Annotated in this window: 16 protein-coding genes; 9 read left to right on the top strand and 7 right to left on the bottom strand. The window is 66.1% G+C overall.

The window, feature by feature from the left end; all coding sequences use genetic code 11:
* The first annotated feature begins 44 nt into the window (after positions 1-44).
* The 3 genes from V1351_RS07665 (at position 45) to V1351_RS07675 (ending at position 1,602) form a co-directional block, all read left to right on the top strand.
* On the top strand, positions 45-422 hold the full coding sequence (locus V1351_RS07665; protein ID WP_338752277.1) for a hypothetical protein: 378 nt from the start codon (positions 45-47) through the stop codon (positions 420-422).
* Positions 423-578: 156 nt separating this feature from the next.
* A complete protein-coding gene (locus tag V1351_RS07670; RefSeq protein WP_338752279.1) occupies positions 579-737 on the top strand; it encodes a hypothetical protein in 159 nt (52 codons plus the stop codon).
* The gene (locus V1351_RS07675) at positions 727-1,602 is read left to right on the top strand and encodes a hypothetical protein (RefSeq protein WP_338752281.1); all 876 of its coding nucleotides are present in this window, start codon (positions 727-729) and stop codon (positions 1,600-1,602) included. Before V1351_RS07670 ends, V1351_RS07675 begins: the two co-directional genes overlap by 11 nt.
* Positions 1,603-1,918: 316 nt before the next feature.
* Here the strand turns inward: V1351_RS07675 and V1351_RS07680 are convergent, their stop codons facing one another.
* Positions 1,919-2,104, bottom strand: a complete 186-nt coding sequence (locus tag V1351_RS07680; protein ID WP_338752283.1) for a hypothetical protein — start codon at positions 2,102-2,104, stop codon at positions 1,919-1,921.
* Between the two features lie 2 nt (positions 2,105-2,106).
* Here V1351_RS07680 and V1351_RS07685 point away from each other — a divergent pair, with 2 nt between their 5' ends.
* Positions 2,107-2,559 carry a hypothetical protein gene (locus tag V1351_RS07685; RefSeq protein ID WP_338752285.1) on the top strand — a complete coding sequence of 151 codons (453 nt, stop codon included), beginning with the start codon at positions 2,107-2,109 and terminating at the stop codon, positions 2,557-2,559.
* Positions 2,560-3,031: 472 nt separating this feature from the next.
* On the opposite strand, the gene V1351_RS07690 is transcribed toward V1351_RS07685, so the two are convergent.
* The 5 genes from V1351_RS07690 to V1351_RS07710 form a co-directional block, all read right to left on the bottom strand.
* Positions 3,032-5,053 (bottom strand): hypothetical protein, encoded by a 2,022-nt coding sequence (locus V1351_RS07690; protein WP_338752287.1) that lies wholly within the window; start codon positions 5,051-5,053, stop codon positions 3,032-3,034.
* Entirely contained in the window at positions 5,050-5,547 is a 498-nt protein-coding gene (locus V1351_RS07695; protein WP_338752289.1) for a hypothetical protein, read from the bottom strand. Before V1351_RS07695 ends, V1351_RS07690 begins: the two co-directional genes overlap by 4 nt.
* Entirely contained in the window at positions 5,544-6,482 is a 939-nt protein-coding gene (locus V1351_RS07700; RefSeq protein ID WP_338752291.1) for a hypothetical protein, read from the bottom strand. The genes V1351_RS07695 and V1351_RS07700 overlap by 4 nt, the downstream gene beginning before the upstream one ends.
* A 177-nt stretch (positions 6,483-6,659) precedes the next feature.
* Positions 6,660-7,412, bottom strand: a complete 753-nt coding sequence (locus V1351_RS07705; protein WP_338752293.1) for a DUF6308 family protein — start codon at positions 7,410-7,412, stop codon at positions 6,660-6,662.
* Positions 7,413-7,825: 413 nt separating this feature from the next.
* Entirely contained in the window at positions 7,826-8,680 is an 855-nt protein-coding gene (locus tag V1351_RS07710) for a hypothetical protein (RefSeq protein WP_338752295.1), read from the bottom strand.
* 223 nt (positions 8,681-8,903) lie between these two features.
* On the opposite strand from V1351_RS07710, the gene V1351_RS07715 reads away from it, so the two are divergent.
* The 5 genes from V1351_RS07715 to V1351_RS07730 all read left to right on the top strand — a co-directional run bounded on the left by V1351_RS07715 (position 8,904) and on the right by V1351_RS07730 (position 12,422).
* Entirely contained in the window at positions 8,904-9,248 is a 345-nt protein-coding gene (locus V1351_RS07715; protein WP_338752297.1) for a hypothetical protein, read from the top strand.
* Positions 9,249-9,430: 182 nt separating this feature from the next.
* On the top strand, positions 9,431-10,684 hold the full coding sequence (locus tag V1351_RS07720; protein ID WP_338752299.1) for a hypothetical protein: 1,254 nt from the start codon (positions 9,431-9,433) through the stop codon (positions 10,682-10,684).
* The gene (locus V1351_RS16305; RefSeq protein WP_422389012.1) at positions 10,681-10,965 is read left to right on the top strand and encodes an FtsK/SpoIIIE domain-containing protein; all 285 of its coding nucleotides are present in this window, start codon (positions 10,681-10,683) and stop codon (positions 10,963-10,965) included. The genes V1351_RS07720 and V1351_RS16305 overlap by 4 nt, the downstream gene beginning before the upstream one ends.
* On the top strand, positions 10,946-11,599 hold the full coding sequence (locus V1351_RS07725; RefSeq protein ID WP_338752301.1) for a hypothetical protein: 654 nt from the start codon (positions 10,946-10,948) through the stop codon (positions 11,597-11,599). Before V1351_RS16305 ends, V1351_RS07725 begins: the two co-directional genes overlap by 20 nt.
* 319 nt (positions 11,600-11,918) lie before the next feature.
* The gene (locus V1351_RS07730) at positions 11,919-12,422 is read left to right on the top strand and encodes a hypothetical protein (RefSeq protein ID WP_338752303.1); all 504 of its coding nucleotides are present in this window, start codon (positions 11,919-11,921) and stop codon (positions 12,420-12,422) included.
* Positions 12,423-12,712: 290 nt separating this feature from the next.
* On the opposite strand, the gene V1351_RS07735 is transcribed toward V1351_RS07730, so the two are convergent.
* The gene (locus V1351_RS07735) at positions 12,713-13,975 is read right to left on the bottom strand and encodes a tyrosine-type recombinase/integrase (protein ID WP_338752305.1); all 1,263 of its coding nucleotides are present in this window, start codon (positions 13,973-13,975) and stop codon (positions 12,713-12,715) included.
* Between the last annotated feature and the right edge of the window lie 203 nt (positions 13,976-14,178).

A 14,178-nucleotide genomic window follows, 5' to 3' on the forward strand; every position in this document is an offset into this window, starting at 1 on the left:
GGTACGCGCGGGGCGTTGGTGGCCACACTACTTGAGGAGAAGCTATGCAGAACGAACTGCTCCGTCGTGCCGGGTTGGTGCTGGTCCTCGTCTCCTACTCGGCTTCGGTAGCCATGGGCGGGTGGGTACTCGTCCAGGCATTCGGGATGCGGGAGACCATCAGCTGGGCTCCTGTGATGCTGTTGATCGGCGTGGTGGGTGCCGTCTTGGCGCTCCTCGTGGCCGGCAGGACCTCCCGACGAACCCGCGTCGTGGTCGTAGCCGCCGCAAGCCTCTGGCCGTGGGCCGCCGTAACGCTCTTCACGCCCCACGGGATCACCTGGGTGGCGATGGCCGGGCTGCTCGGCGGGGTCGTCCTTGTGGTGCAGGCCGTTCGTGACCGGGGCAGGTCGCTCGCGAGCACGCGCAGGCCTCAGGCCTGAACGTCGGTCGCGTCACCGGCATCACGAACCGGTTGGGGGTCTTCGCAACGAGCGTGACCGCCTAACCGGTCGTGATGGCTTTCGTTTGCATCAGACGCTCCGCCTTGATGGCGGGGCCGGACACGGAAGACCTGCGAGACGAGACGGGGCAACCAGATGCCTGACGACCCGGACACCACGGCAATCACCCAGGTGCGTCAGCACTTGGTCGAGTCACTGCGAGTGATCGACGACCTCGAGCGGTTCCTGCCCAAGGACGACAGCGAGGCCCCTGAGGGAACTGTGGGCGAAGGGGGTGCCCCCCATGGCCAGTGACGCTGAGCAGGGACCCGATGGCATCCACGCGGCCCGTGACGCGCTCGAGGACGCTGCCCTCAGCATCCGTCGTGCCCGCCTGGACCTGCAGGATATGCACGAGCAAGTCTCTGCCGCGTCCCGGGCGCTGTCCGATGTGGAACGTCAGGTGCGCTCGGGGGAGAGGGAGGATGCCTCCGAAGACATGAACCGGGTGGCGCGACGATCCCAGGAGGCAGCGGATCTCGGCATCACCGTGGCTACACGGCTGCGCAATGCCGACCAGCACATCGCCGAGGCCCAAGACCACGTGGGCCGCATCGACACCTCGGGGCTCAGCGCGCAGGAGTCTGCAGACGTGGCCAGCCTACGGGCTCGCGTCGACTCCTACGGCAAAGCAGTCCAGCTGGCGGGCCCGATGGCCACGGCCGCCAGTGAACATCTCTACGGCGCTTCCCATCTCGCCGCCCGCGCTGCGCAGTACGACTTCTCGGAGGTCGCCCCCTCCGAGGCCCTGGACGCGGGCAGCGTCGCGCCCGTTGCACACGACCTCGGCCGAGCTCAAGAGGCCGAGAGGCATCTCGGGCGCACCGTGGAGCTGGCAGACGACGTCGGCCAGAAGAGCCTGGACAGTGCCCAGATGGCACAGGCCGACACTCGCGCGCTGTTCGAGGCCGATCGCCTCTCGCGTGGGGCCAGCGACGGACAGGCCCCCCTCAGGAGGCGGGCATCCGCGCCGCTGACGAGGCTCGCTCCCGGATGGCAGAGCAGTCTCGGCGGGAACCCGCCCCTTCTGGTGATCCTGCGGTGTCCCGGGGCGTCGAAGGCCCGAGGTGGTGACTCGCGTGAGCGGCCTAGTGAACTCGACAACGGACGTCGACACTGAGCGCGCAGCCCGCACGCTCAGGAGGGTCGCGCGCATGGCCTCAAGCGCGCGATCTTGGCTCGTCGCCCGCCATGCTGAGCTCGCCGCTCTTCACGTGGAGATCACTCGCACAAGCACCGACTCTGGGCGTGCCGCCGTGGTGATCGATCAGGCGGTCGACCTACGACGCGAGCTCCAGTCAGACCACGCTGAAGCGCGGGGCATCTTGGATGCCCTCCACAGCGTGATCGAGAGTGGCGACCTCGCCGCGTCAGCGCTGACGCCGGCCACGTCGAGCGCAGCAACGCTTGTCTCGTCCACGAATGCGGCCGCCTACTCACTTGGGCCCATATCTCGATGCCTCATCGACGAGCTCGAGCTCCCGGCCGCCCGGACGGTGGTCACCCTCTCCGAACGATTCATCGAAACGGCAGTCCTCACCTCGCTCCAGCTCGACCATCATCTCCTCACCGCGGTCCACCAGTGCCCGGTCGAGGGCGCCCGAGACGACACCTTGAGGCATAGGTGGCGGCGTCAGTGCCTGCGAGCCGCAACGTTGTAGACGCGGACGGCCACGTCATCCGCGTCTACGACCTCTACCACCGCACCGACCCGGCCGCCGCCCGCGCGATCCTTGCCAGTGGCCGCTTCGAGAGCCACTGCCAAAACACGCATGAGGCCTACTTCACGAACGTGGCTGACGGTCGCAACGCTCGCCGCTACGGCGACGCGGTCGTCCACGTCCAGGTCCCGACCGTCGTGGCCGTCCCCGATGAGAAGTTCAAGGATGGGGAGATCTTCTACCGGGTTCCCGTCCCGGAACTGAGCCGGGACCGCATCCTCGGCGCCACGAGCACGGAGACGCCAGAGACGGACCGACCCGGCGAGCGACCACCTCATGAACCCTCACGAGGGGCCCTCGAGGAAAGGCGGCAACTGGGCATGACGGCACCGCCCGGGTATCGGCTGAATCCGTAGACCACCCCTCGATTGGGCAAGTTCAGGCTGGATCTCGAAGCGGGCGGTGGGGCAGTGGCGCACAGCGGTTCGGTGCTCGCATTATCTGCACGCCTTGAAACGAATGGTGCCGCCCGAAGAGCAGGGTGTGGTCGTAGCGCACGAATTGAGCGACGAAAGTGTCGTCGAGGGGGCCTGGCCCGAGCCGTAGGACGCCCCTATCCCGGAACTGCAAGCCGGACAGGTTAACCGGGACGCCATCGTCGCTACGGAGCAAGAGCAGGCCCTGCCGTGGCGGTCGTCATTTGTGGTTCCGCTTGCGGTGACCTTCGTCTGGCCGACGCGAGACCGCTGCTTACCGCCCAGAATGATGCAGCGACCGCCCTACCGGGCCTGACTCTGCTCCCTTAACGATCACGCAGTGACTATCGTGCTGCACGTGGTGGGCAGCTCGTGCGCTTCCATGGGTCCCGAATCGCGGCCGCACCGTGGGTCAGGACAGCTTCTGGAGCAGGTACCCATCGACGACGTGGAGCGTGTGTTGCACGTCTTCGAGCATCGCCTTTAGCGACTCCAGCGGTTCAGACGTTGCGAAAATGACCTGGCGATTTGGGCCGCCCCCTGATGCCCGCTTGAGTAGTGCGGCGAATGAGACGTCCTTGGCGCTCTGCTGCTTGGGTTCGTCGAAGACGACGAAGCCAGGGTGATTGGTGTCGAATTGCTCACCCACTTCGAGCAGCCCCAGTAGGTAGGCCCAAATGACTCGTACGGAGTCCGAAGCCGATATGTCGGCTTGGAGGTCGAAGTCTTCGCGACGCGGGAGGTAATCGTCGTACCCAATTTGGACCATGTCATTGCTGAAGGAGCCGAAGTCGTAGGCCCGCAACTGGTCGACGAACGAGTGGTGGAGAGCGCGCAACTTCTTCCGGTCCTTGCCGGACAGTTCATCCTTGGGGAGGTCTCTGAGCGCGGCCTTCACGGCAGCCGACTCGACAGCGAGGCCCTCCAACTGCACCTGCAGTTCGTCGAACCGTTCAACAACGCCTTCTAACCGCTGGAGCCGGTCGCGCAGCTCAACCCGCAGTGCAGCATCCTCAGCAGTGATGCCGCCGGTAGAACTCGTCAGGTCGTCACGTAGCGCTTGCACCTGGAGGTTGAGAGCGTCTCCACGTTGGCGGAGCGCAATCCAGCGTTCACGCTTGGCGATGGCGGCTTGGTCGGCGTCGGTTCGCATTGCCTCGAAGAGGTCAATCTGCTTCTTGATGTATTCGACGCTCTCCGATGCGGTCATCGTCGGCACGTCGCCGGGGAGCAGCGACGCGGGCAGATGCTGGTGGCATACCGGGCAGTCGGCTGCGAGTTGCTCGGCTACTGGCGAGCCGAGCTTCTGCAACACGACGATGTCCTGGTGCTGTCGTAGGTCCTCGGTAAGGGAGTCGATGCGATGGCCGATGGACCGTAACTCGGTCTCGTCGCGCAAGAGTTCCTCGCGGAGCGCCAAGTCCAGCGCTCTCACCTGACGCGCGGCATCGAGGGTCTCGATGATGCGTGCCGAGACATTCGCGTCGACTGTCGGGTTTGTCTCGGGGGTGTCGAGCCGTGCCAGTTCGGCGGACGCAGCAGCCATGAAGTCATCGAGGGGTTGCCAGTTTTCGTCGCCAAGTGACACGGAGACGTCGGCGGGGTGGCTCTCGTCAGGCCATGTCGTTTGCAGGCGGTCCGGCAGGCCGAGTGACTTGAGCCCGCTGCCGGCCAGGGATTGCTCGAACGCAGCGACCGACAGGTGCCATCCATTCGCCAGTTCCGCCTCCCGTGCGCGAAGCCGCTGACGGGTCAACTCGTACTGCCCAACTTCAAGGGCGAGGAGGAACTCGATGGCTCGTCTGCGGACCTCCGTGACGCCGCTGAATGCGGGCATCTGGGCTTGGATGCCACCCCAGCCGCGACGCTGTTCCACGAACAGCAAAGGGAACACCTGTTCCATATACAACTTCGAGGTGCGACCTTCGCGGGCGGGCAATTCCGGCATCGTCCACCCAATGAACCCGGCCAGCCACACGTGGAAGCCGCGTTCTCGTGTCGCGCCCCCCTGCCGTCCAACGTAGTAATCGTCGACCGGCTTTTCCGGCGTGATGTCGTCGATAGGGGCATGTTGAACACGAACGAGGTTCGGGCCAAGGCTGTCGTCGACGACCCACCTGGTCACGGTGGCGACCTCGCCGTTGGCGCCTTCGATCTCGACCGCGACCCGCGAGGACACGACAGACGTCTCCGCCTTGGTGGTTGGGTCGTATATGAGCCGGTCGCGCATCGCTGACGTGAGCGCGCTCGCTGGTTGGGTCGTGATCATTCGTTCCAAGCCAAGCGCGAATAGGATGCTCTGAACGGCCGTCGACTTCCCGCGAGAATTCTCGGCGCGGACCACCATGAGACCCTTGCTGAACGGGATATCAGCACCGAACGTGCCCTGTCCAGTCTGGGCGCGGAGCCGCAGGCGACGCACCTTCAAATTCATCGTGACCGCCATTCTAGAAGTCGCTCCACGTCTCGGTTCGACACCTTCCCGTTCACGGCCGCGAGAGCCGCCGCTTCCTGTTCGAGGACTCGCGCTTCCCGCATCTCGGCGAGCGCTTCCCGGCCCGCACCTGTGAGTTCGAACGGGCCGACGCCGTCGCGCGTGAGGAACCCAACTCCCAGGGCCAGGTCAAGCGCCCGATCGAGGGCAGGTTCAAACCGAACCACAGGTATGTCGAGTAGGTTGGCGCCGTTCTTGAGGTTGGTCAGCATGTCGACACGCTTCGGTGACTGGAGCGCCCAACTCAGCACGTGCATGGCCTTCCACGACGCCTTCCCGGCACGGCACTTGTCGACGATGAGCATGCACACCGCCACACGGCGTTCGGGGCGGAAGTCTGGCGAGATGGGATCGGCACGCGCCGTGAAGTTCATCGGTGCATCAAGCCATCCGAGCACGGCGGAGTCGTCCAAGTCGACGGGCAGTGCGCTCATGGCGCCGCTTGAAATTCGAGGGGGCACCGCATCAGCCACTCACCAGTCTGCCCGCGCGAGAGCCGTTCGGCGTCGCCGGCCTTCAGGCCCGCGACCCTCGCTTCCAGTTGCTTCGCGTAGTCAGCCACCAACTGTATGACTCGGTTGTGCGGCTGGGTGACCGCGAACCCGTTCTCGAACTCCAGCGCCCCTTGGCGCAGGCGCCGCTGTGCCTCGACGGCTTCGCGGGTTTGCGGCATGCCCCGCAGGGCTTCCATCATCTCTTCCTTGGCCAGAAACCAGCGCGTGAGCGAGGCGCGCATGACGTCCACATCGGCGGCGGGGTGATGGTCCTTAAGGCGCTCGAGCTTCTCTAGCAAGGTGGTCGCCAGTTCTGGTTCCTTACCGCCGAAATCCTCTACGGCCACATCGCTGACTGTCGGCTCGGCGAGAACGACTTGGGCGGCGGCGTCGAGGAGTGCTGCCTGGTACTGCCCCTGGTAGTCCTGAGGGGTCTTGGGCGCGATGGCGAATTTGTCCGAGATGAACGGGAGGCCCCACGAGCGGACCAGCGTGGCTCGTTTGTTGGCGTGCTCGATGACTTCGGTCGAGTGGTACTGGGGAACGATAAGGAAGTAGTGGTCAAGGACGGTCCCGTCGAGAAGGGATATCAGGGCGTCCTTGTTCTTCGTCAACTTATTGGTGTCGCGAGTGAGTTTCGCCTTCTGCTTGTCGGTGCGGGCGCGCAGCGTGAGGGAGTCCTTGTCTGCATAACACTGGTAGCCGATGCCGTCAGTCGAGAAGCCCTCGAGTCCCTTGTCGCCGCCCATCGCGGCCGGAAAGTAGCGCAACTTCTCAGGCGGATATCGACGTTGCAGGAGACTCCAGACGAACCCCTCGAAATCGTCCCCAGAAGGCAGGGCTGGAATGCCTTGCAGGGGGTCGGACAAAGTCATGGCCTGCAGTGTAGTGGGGCAGCCGCTGGACTGTGGTCGTACGGGTCCGATGCCGGAGGTGGATGGCCGCCATCTGCGCGGTGGGATGCCCTCGGTCCCTGCCGGTGGGGCTCGTCATGCGGGACTACTTGCGCAGGCGTGACCGGTGCGTCTAACCGCCGCAACTGCCGGGCGCGTTCATCTGAGACGAAGCGCCCATCGTTGTCCCAGCCGTTCCTCGGCCACGAGGGTGTCTTGGAGCTTCTGTACCCAAGACTGCACCTTCGTTCGAGGGTTGTAGCCGTACCAAACAGCGACATCAAAGACCCGTAGAGGGGTCACCGTCGCGTCCACACCGACCCGACGTGCAGATTCTGCTAGGCGGCTGTGGAGGGCACGCCCGTCAACCTCGGTTTGCATGAGTTTCCGCATTGTGGCCCAGTGGTTCGCGGACGACGGCAGACCGAGGACCTCTTGAACCACGGTGTCGAAGACTGGAATGAGGCTGGCGCGCTTACGCGCCATGAGTTTGCTCGTAGTCGTCGGACCAAGGCCGTCACGGCCCCTGCGGAGTAGGTGCCACAGCTGGGATGCGGGAGCCTCCGGGTCGACAACGACACTCTCAGGAACGTCCCATAGCGTCGCGTCAATCGGCGGCATCGCTGTCAGCAACTCACTGATGGGCTTGGCTTGGCCCTGCAGTACGCGAATGGCCGCAGCGCCAGGGACCTTGACGGACAGGCATGAAACCGCCGCCAGATCGCCGGCTGTCATGACGTTTCGATTCGCGGGCTCGTACCACTCACCGCCCAGCGTCTCGAAGTGGGCACCAGTGAAGCGCTTCAACCCTATTCGTGTGACGGTGAAGAAGTAGTCCCTGATGAGCGCGTCGACTAGGGCCTCGTAGCGAGGCTCGAAAATAGATGGAAGAGGCTGACCTATGGCGAGCATGCCTGAGGCTCGCATGGCGTCCCCGCGTACGCCAGTTGCCTAGTAGGAGTTCCGCTGGGTCCTGGTGCTGCGGGTGTCTCGCACGCTCTCGCTCATGCCGTGCGCCGCTCGTACGACCCGCGTCATACCGCCGCGTATGACTGTCCTGCGGGGCAGCCCGGCGCTCGAGGCTCTGATCCATTCCGTCCGAAAGCGGATCTTCATACGGGACGGCTCGGAGGCGCTGTGCACAGGACTTCGGACATCTGGTGCAGCCGACTTCGGAAACTGACACCAGCGTGACCCATAACGTGCCGTTTTTGCTGCATTCGTAGGCCGTCTGTGCAATCTTCGTGCATCTCGACAGTGGATGTGCCAGCACCTGCGTTCCAACCCACCCACACAGTGCCTTGAGTCAGGGTGTGCATCCCTACTTAGGCGGCTCGAGGAGCCAGGGCGGGCGTGGTCAGAGTGTGAGCGCGTTCGTGGATCGCAGGGGATGAGGACTGGCTCAGCAGGAGTCGGGCGTATGCCGGGGCGAGACCGACCTGGCGGAGATTCTCGTCGCCGACGTCGCGCAGGGTCTGTTCCCAGACCCGCTCCCAGTAGGGGAAGACGTAGGTCGCCACGATGACCACCCCTCCGGTGACCCCGGCGGTGATCGACTCCGGGGTGCCTTCCTGGACTCCCTGCACGACAGCGACCACCCCGAGGACGATCCGGGCGTGCCAGACCAGCATCACGGCCGGAAGCCACTGGAATCGGGCGGCGCACACGCGGGCGATCACTCGCACGAAATTCCACGGGAGCGTCCAGAATTCCACGGCGGGGTCGTTGCGCGTCAGGCCGCTGCGCACGCTCGCTTCGGCGTGGGCGATGAGCGCGGCTACTTGGTCGGCAGGCAGGCGACCCGCTCGCACCGCGGCGAGCAGCCCGCCGGTCACCAGCACGGATCGTCGCCCGACACCACCGGTGGTGACCGGCGTCTCTCGCTCGAGCACCCACAGGTCGATCACAGGAGGGCCCATACCGCGCTGGCCGAGTAGCTGCAGCGCGGGTGCGAGGGCCGCTTCCTCTGCTTCGGTGACCGGACGGGCGAAGTAGAGCAGACGCATGGCGGTCGCCTCGCCGAGACCACTGAGGAGCAGTCCGAGGATGACCAGCCCGCCGACGAACAGGATCAACCCGATCAGCGGTGGCAGCAGGGACGCCACCGGGAAGGTCAGCAGCATTGCGATGAGCACGTTCGGCGTCACCGCCAACGCCTTCCTCATCGAGTAACGCGCCATGTCGTTCACACCTCTTTCAGCGCTTCTGCGCTAGAGCAACCACGCCGTTGTGATCGCTGGATGACCGTCTGGGAGATCCCGGGGGCTTTGTGTTGTGAGACCCAGTTTCGCCCCCGACCCCGACAGCCGTCGTAGTTATCCACAGGAGGGGTCAGGAGGCAGCGGTGGTGGTCGGGTGTGTGTCGAAATGGCTGCATCCGAAACGAAGGAAGGAAGGTCCACCATGAGCACGGAGACGGTCGATCCAGCGATGGTCGAGCTGGCCGGGGTGGTGTGGCGACTGGGCACCGCAGCTGATGCCGCCCTGACCGAGTCGATGGACAACGGTATGGACCCGCTGGGCGCCTTGCTGGCCACCGGGGCGCAGCTAACCGCCTCTCAGGGCCTGCAGCTGCTCGGACAGGACGTGGCCCTGTGCAACGAGCCGGCATCTGAGAGCACGGACCCAGCGACGCTGATCAGGGAGGCCGAACAGGTGCTAGCTGGCCGGCCCATCGAGCAGTGGCCGGCAGGCACCTCCGGGCTGATCCGCGAGGTCTGCGACCTGATGCGCGAGCACGGGCTATGAGCGGCACGGATATCCGCAGCGTCGGAGAACTGCTGGTCGACAACGACCTGATCGCTCGACGTCTCCTCAGGGACGCCGACGAGGTTGACCCTCGATCGGTGACCCGGGCGTGGGGCGAGCTCGTCGATTCGGCCACCGACCTGTGGGCTGCACTCCCTGCGCGCGGCCCCGGTGGCGAGCCCGTGCACGAGGCGACGATCAAGCAGGTCGACCTCATGAATCGTCAGATGGTGCGCCGCTCCTGGGCGACAGGCTGGCCGGGACCGGGCGGAACTGAACCCCACCTGGCGGAGATGACGGCCAACTTCGACCGAGCCGCCGACTTGGTCGCACGCTTCCACGGGCGTCGCGACGGAATCGGTCTCACCGCACCCGCAGAAGCCGACGCGCAAGCCAGCCGCCTACGAATCATGCACAGCCTCTACCTGGCCTCCCACGCAGTGGGCGCCACCCTGGGGCACGAACTGAAAGGTTTCGAGGACCCGGGCGAGTCACGGGCGCGGAAGCACTCCCCCGAGACGATTGTCAGCTACCAGGAACGCGTGGCCGGCGTCGAACAGCTGTTGGGCTGGGCGGTCGCTCGAGGCTGGCCCTCCGCCTTGGCCGGTGAGCACGCCGGCCCGGTGAACAGCTCCCGTCTCGCCGAGAGTTGGGCCGCTTGGGAACTGCAGGCTCACCGAGCCCTCGCCCACTCTCCCTCCACCGGGACACTCGCCGTGATCAGCATGAACCAGGTCTCCGCCCTCGTCGGCGGCAACAACCTGGTCCAAGCCGCCGCGCTGCTCGAGCGCATCGACCCGTCCGAGTACCGCGACCGGCTCGGCCCGGCCCTCGAATCCAGTGCCCACCAGTGGCACGGCGCAGCGCAGGCATGGCAACAACTCACTCCACAGGACACCCGCGGCACCGACCCAGCCTTGCTACAGGCCGGACGGGAACTACGAGCTGCGCTGATCGAGATCCAGCGAGACGGCGCAGTGCGAGCCACCCCAGAGACCATGGCCGAACGCATCGACCTCACCGAAGCCACCCGCACCTTCCACCGGGCAGTCATCGGCTCTGCCGACCTCGCCCGCGCGGCACAAGACGTGGCCGCCGACGCCCCTCTGACCGCGCCAGCCAAGCCGGTGCAGAAAGCTACCCAGGCCGTGACCGAGAGGATGCACGCAGACCACATCGACACCAGCCCCCACGCGACGTGGATCTCGCCGAGAGACCTCCAACGCAACGCCCACGTCGACCTTCCCCAAGCCCTGCGCGAGGACCTCGCCAAGAGCATCGGCGACGTCATCACCGCAGCTGACACCGCCCGCAGCGCCGCCTCCTCCATGCAACGAACTCCGACTCCCGAGCCACACCTGAACGGGCGCCTCGTCGAAGAACGGCAGATCCCTCCCAGCGCGCCCGCAGCCCGACAGCCAGGGCCAAGGCCGTGAGCGCGTTGGGCGAGGACGGGGACCCTTGGTCTATTCGCATCAAGGGGACTCACACCCTCATCGCGGGCGCGACCGGCGCGGGAAAGGGCTCCGTGCTCTGGTCACTCGTTGCCGGCCTAAAGGCGTCCGTTCTGAACCACACCGTAGAGATCTGGGCCATCGATCCGAAGGGAGGCATGGAACTGGGACTGGGCCGAGGCGCCTTCTCCCGCTTCGAGGGTGGCCATGCCGAGTCCATGTGCAACCTGCTCGAGGACGGGAGTGCCGGTCATGGTCAATGACACATACGAAGCCAGGTACGCGCTCGAGGAAGCCGGAGCGCAGATCCGCTGGACACGCGGTCCGCTTCACGACATGCAGGAGCACGTGGCGGGCGCGTCTCGATCCCTCTTCGAGGCAGAACGCCGGGTGCGCGCCGGAGCCACTGATGGCACGGCCGCGGACATGATGGTGGTGGCCCGCCACTGCCAAGTGGCCGCGGACGAAGGAGTGCAGATCGCCACCCGCGAGCTGCACATCAGCCTCAGCACGGTGAAGAGCCTACGCAACGCGGCGCAGCACATCGAATCCGCTCAACAACACGCGAGCCAGATCGACACCTCCGGGTTGGGCGCACCAGAGGCCGCGGACATCGCAGACCTGCGTGCCCGCATCGAGGCGTACGGCCAAGCCGTGGATCTGGCCCATCCCATGGCCACGGCCACGAGCGAGCACCTCTACAGCGCCGCCGACGTGGCAGGACGTGCAGCGCGTGTCGACCCAGTCGGTCGCGGGCGCGGGATTGACCAGGACGTCGCCAGCATTGAGACGGTCGCGCGTGACCTCGGCCGCGCCCAGGAAGGAGGAAGGCACCTGGTCGCACGGTGGCGCACGCCGCCGACGCCGGCGAGAAGAGTCTCACCAACCCGCAGATGACAAGGTCGATCGCGGAAGAGGACCAGTGGCACTTCAACGAGAACCTGCTGGACCTGCAGGCGTCGGCTACTGACTGGTTCAGCTGGTCGGAGGCTGAGCAGATCTCCGCCGAGCAGGATGACGACCGTCCTCTACGCGAGATGGAGATGCACTCCCGTGAGGTCGCGGAAGGCAAGTGCAATGTGCGAGTCTCACCCGAAGAGGCGGGCCAGCGAGCTGCCGACGCCCGCGCTCGGCTGTCGGAACAGTCACGCCGCCCTCCTACGCCCACGGGTGATCCCGCGGGCCCTCGTGCCTCCGGCCCGCGGAGATGACCCCCGTGAGCGCAGTGCCGAGGCCCCCGGCGGGTATGACAACGGATCAGGCACGTATCGCCCGCACCCTGCGAATGGTCGCGCGCATGGCCAATGGCACGCAGGCTTCGCTGGTCGCCCGGGGCGAGGATCTAGCGGCCTTTCACCACGAGATCGCACGTGCGGAGAGACAACCGTTCCGAGCCGTCGTGGTGATTGACCAGGCAGTCGACCTGCGGCGCGCCCTCCAGTCGGATCACGCGGACGCGGGCGAGATCCTGCGCGCGCTGCACAGCGTGCCGTCACAACGACTGCAGGATGCTCAGCTTGTCTTGGCGATGACCTCAGCGATCTCGACCAGCGCAACCGTGCATTTCGCTGTCAACGCGGCGTCCTCCTCACTTGTGGCCCGATCTCCCGATGCGTTGTCGCCGAGTTCGACACCTCTGCCGCAAGAGCCGTTGCAGTCCTCGCCGGGCGGCTCATCCGCACAGGAGTCTGGACGTCACATCGACTCACTGACCATCTGACGGTCCCGTCCATCCACAGACAGAGCACTGACCACCCCCTGGGGTCTGATGAGCCAGCGACAGCAGCTTCGCGAGAGTCCCCCCGGGGGTACCGAGGGGCCGTCTAGTGCTCTTCGTGATGGTCCGGGGGAGGGGGGTATCCAGTGATACCGGGTGGTATCCAGACCTTCTGGGCCATCCTCGGACGCTCCTCGGTGCTCCTGAGGGCTTCTCGATGACGCTCAGAGCATGACGTAAATCACACTCCGATGTACGGCCACTCGGGCGTGTCTTGGCTGTAATGCGGACGTTCAGCGCCGGGAGGCCTCCTTCATTTCCGTCACGTCGTCGCGTCCGGTCAGCTCGTCCACCTGCGCATCGAGGGCGTCCGCGATCGCGCGGTCCCGCTCGGCCGTGGACTGCTGGTAATGGAGCGCCATTGCGGCAGTCGTGTGCCCGAGCCGGTGCTGGATCTCGCGGACCGTGGCCCCGGACTGCGCCCCCAGCGTCGCGGCCGTCCGACGCAGGTCGTGGAAATGGAGCGAAGGGCGGCCTATCGCCTCACGGGCGGCGAAGAACCCGTAGGCCGCCTTCTCGTAGGTGCGCCCGTCACGGCGCCGCTCGATACGCGCGGTGCGCCCGTACAACGAGGTGGGGGCCAGTATCTGGCCGTCGACGCCGGGGAACACGAGGGCGTCTCGGCCCTGCACAGGCTGGCCTGCCAGGTGCTCCCGGACGGCCTCGGCGGCGATCTTGGGCATGCTCACCGTCCGTCGTCCGGCGTCGGTCTTGGGTGGCCCCGCGGACTTGACCCCGCCGGACGGGGTCGCGGTCCGCGCCACCGTCACCGTGGCCGCGTCGAGGTCGATGTCCCGGCGGCGAAGGGCGGCGGCCTCACCGAACCTGAGCCCGCACGTGCCGCACACAAGGGTGATCGCGCGGTGCCGGGTCGGCATGGCATCGGCCAGGGCCAGCAGCTCGGCCAGCGTCAGCACCTCGGGCTCACGGGCCACTTTCGCCTTACCCCCGGCCTTGACCCGGCACGGGGTACGGACGATCAGCCCGTCGTCCTCGGCGGTGCGCATGATCGCGCTGAGCACCTGGTACGCGTGCGCCCGCGCGGTCGGGGTCCGGTCCCCATACGAGGCGAACCATGCCCGGACGGCGGTCGTGGTGATCTTGTAGACGGGCAGGTGACCGAAGGGCGGCACGAGGTGCCGCTCGATCGCCGTCGTGTATGAGAGTCGGGTGCTCTCTCGCAGCTCGTGACGGCCAGCCAGCCACGACCGCGCGTAGGTGGCGAAGGTGTTGTGCTCCCGGCTTGCCTCGGCATCCCTCGCGGCCTGCTGACGATCCGCCGGGGGAGTCCACGTCCCTGCGGAGATGAAGCGGCGCTCGTCGGTGATCCACGCTTCGGCGTCGATCCGCGCATCGAAGGTGTGCGGGGCGGTGTGCAAGACGAGGGCGGCGTTGCCACGGCTGTTGATCGTGGTCCGGCCCTCTGGGTCGGCGTACCGCGCTTGGTAGCGGCCAGAGGGCAGCTTGCGTATCTGGCCGAAGGATCGTCGCGCCATGCCCGCGCCCCGCTTCCATGTCGACTACGTGTCGATAGAAAGTGTACCCGCGTCCCTTTACGTCCTGTCTAGTCCACTACTAACCTGTTTGATACCGCAGGAAATCGGGGCAGAAGCCCGGTGCGACACGAGGTAGCCGGATCGCCCAGATAATGATTCGAGTCCCTTTACGTCCACCACCGACAACGGCCCCGGACTCCGCG

It is taken from the genome of Janibacter sp. A1S7, assembly GCF_037198315.1.
GTDB lineage: Bacteria > Actinomycetota > Actinomycetes > Actinomycetales > Dermatophilaceae > Janibacter > Janibacter alittae.

Bases quoted from the DNA above. Each gene is read 5' to 3' on its own strand.
- V1351_RS07665 (WP_338752277.1), top strand. From the start codon at position 45: ATGCAGAACGAACTGCTCCGTCGTGCCGGGTTGGTGCTGGTCCTCGTC.
- V1351_RS07670 (WP_338752279.1), top strand. From the start codon at position 579: ATGCCTGACGACCCGGACACCACGGCAATCACCCAGGTGCGTCAGCAC.
- V1351_RS07675 (WP_338752281.1), top strand. From the start codon at position 727: ATGGCCAGTGACGCTGAGCAGGGACCCGATGGCATCCACGCGGCCCGT.
- V1351_RS07680 (WP_338752283.1), bottom strand. From the start codon at position 2,104: ATGCCTCAAGGTGTCGTCTCGGGCGCCCTCGACCGGGCACTGGTGGAC.
- V1351_RS07690 (WP_338752287.1), bottom strand. From the start codon at position 5,053: ATGAATTTGAAGGTGCGTCGCCTGCGGCTCCGCGCCCAGACTGGACAG.
- V1351_RS07695 (WP_338752289.1), bottom strand. From the start codon at position 5,547: ATGAGCGCACTGCCCGTCGACTTGGACGACTCCGCCGTGCTCGGATGG.
- V1351_RS07700 (WP_338752291.1), bottom strand. From the start codon at position 6,482: ATGACTTTGTCCGACCCCCTGCAAGGCATTCCAGCCCTGCCTTCTGGG.
- V1351_RS07705 (WP_338752293.1), bottom strand. From the start codon at position 7,412: ATGCTCGCCATAGGTCAGCCTCTTCCATCTATTTTCGAGCCTCGCTAC.
- V1351_RS07710 (WP_338752295.1), bottom strand. From the start codon at position 8,680: ATGGCGCGTTACTCGATGAGGAAGGCGTTGGCGGTGACGCCGAACGTG.
- V1351_RS07715 (WP_338752297.1), top strand. From the start codon at position 8,904: ATGAGCACGGAGACGGTCGATCCAGCGATGGTCGAGCTGGCCGGGGTG.
- V1351_RS07735 (WP_338752305.1), bottom strand. From the start codon at position 13,975: ATGGCGCGACGATCCTTCGGCCAGATACGCAAGCTGCCCTCTGGCCGC.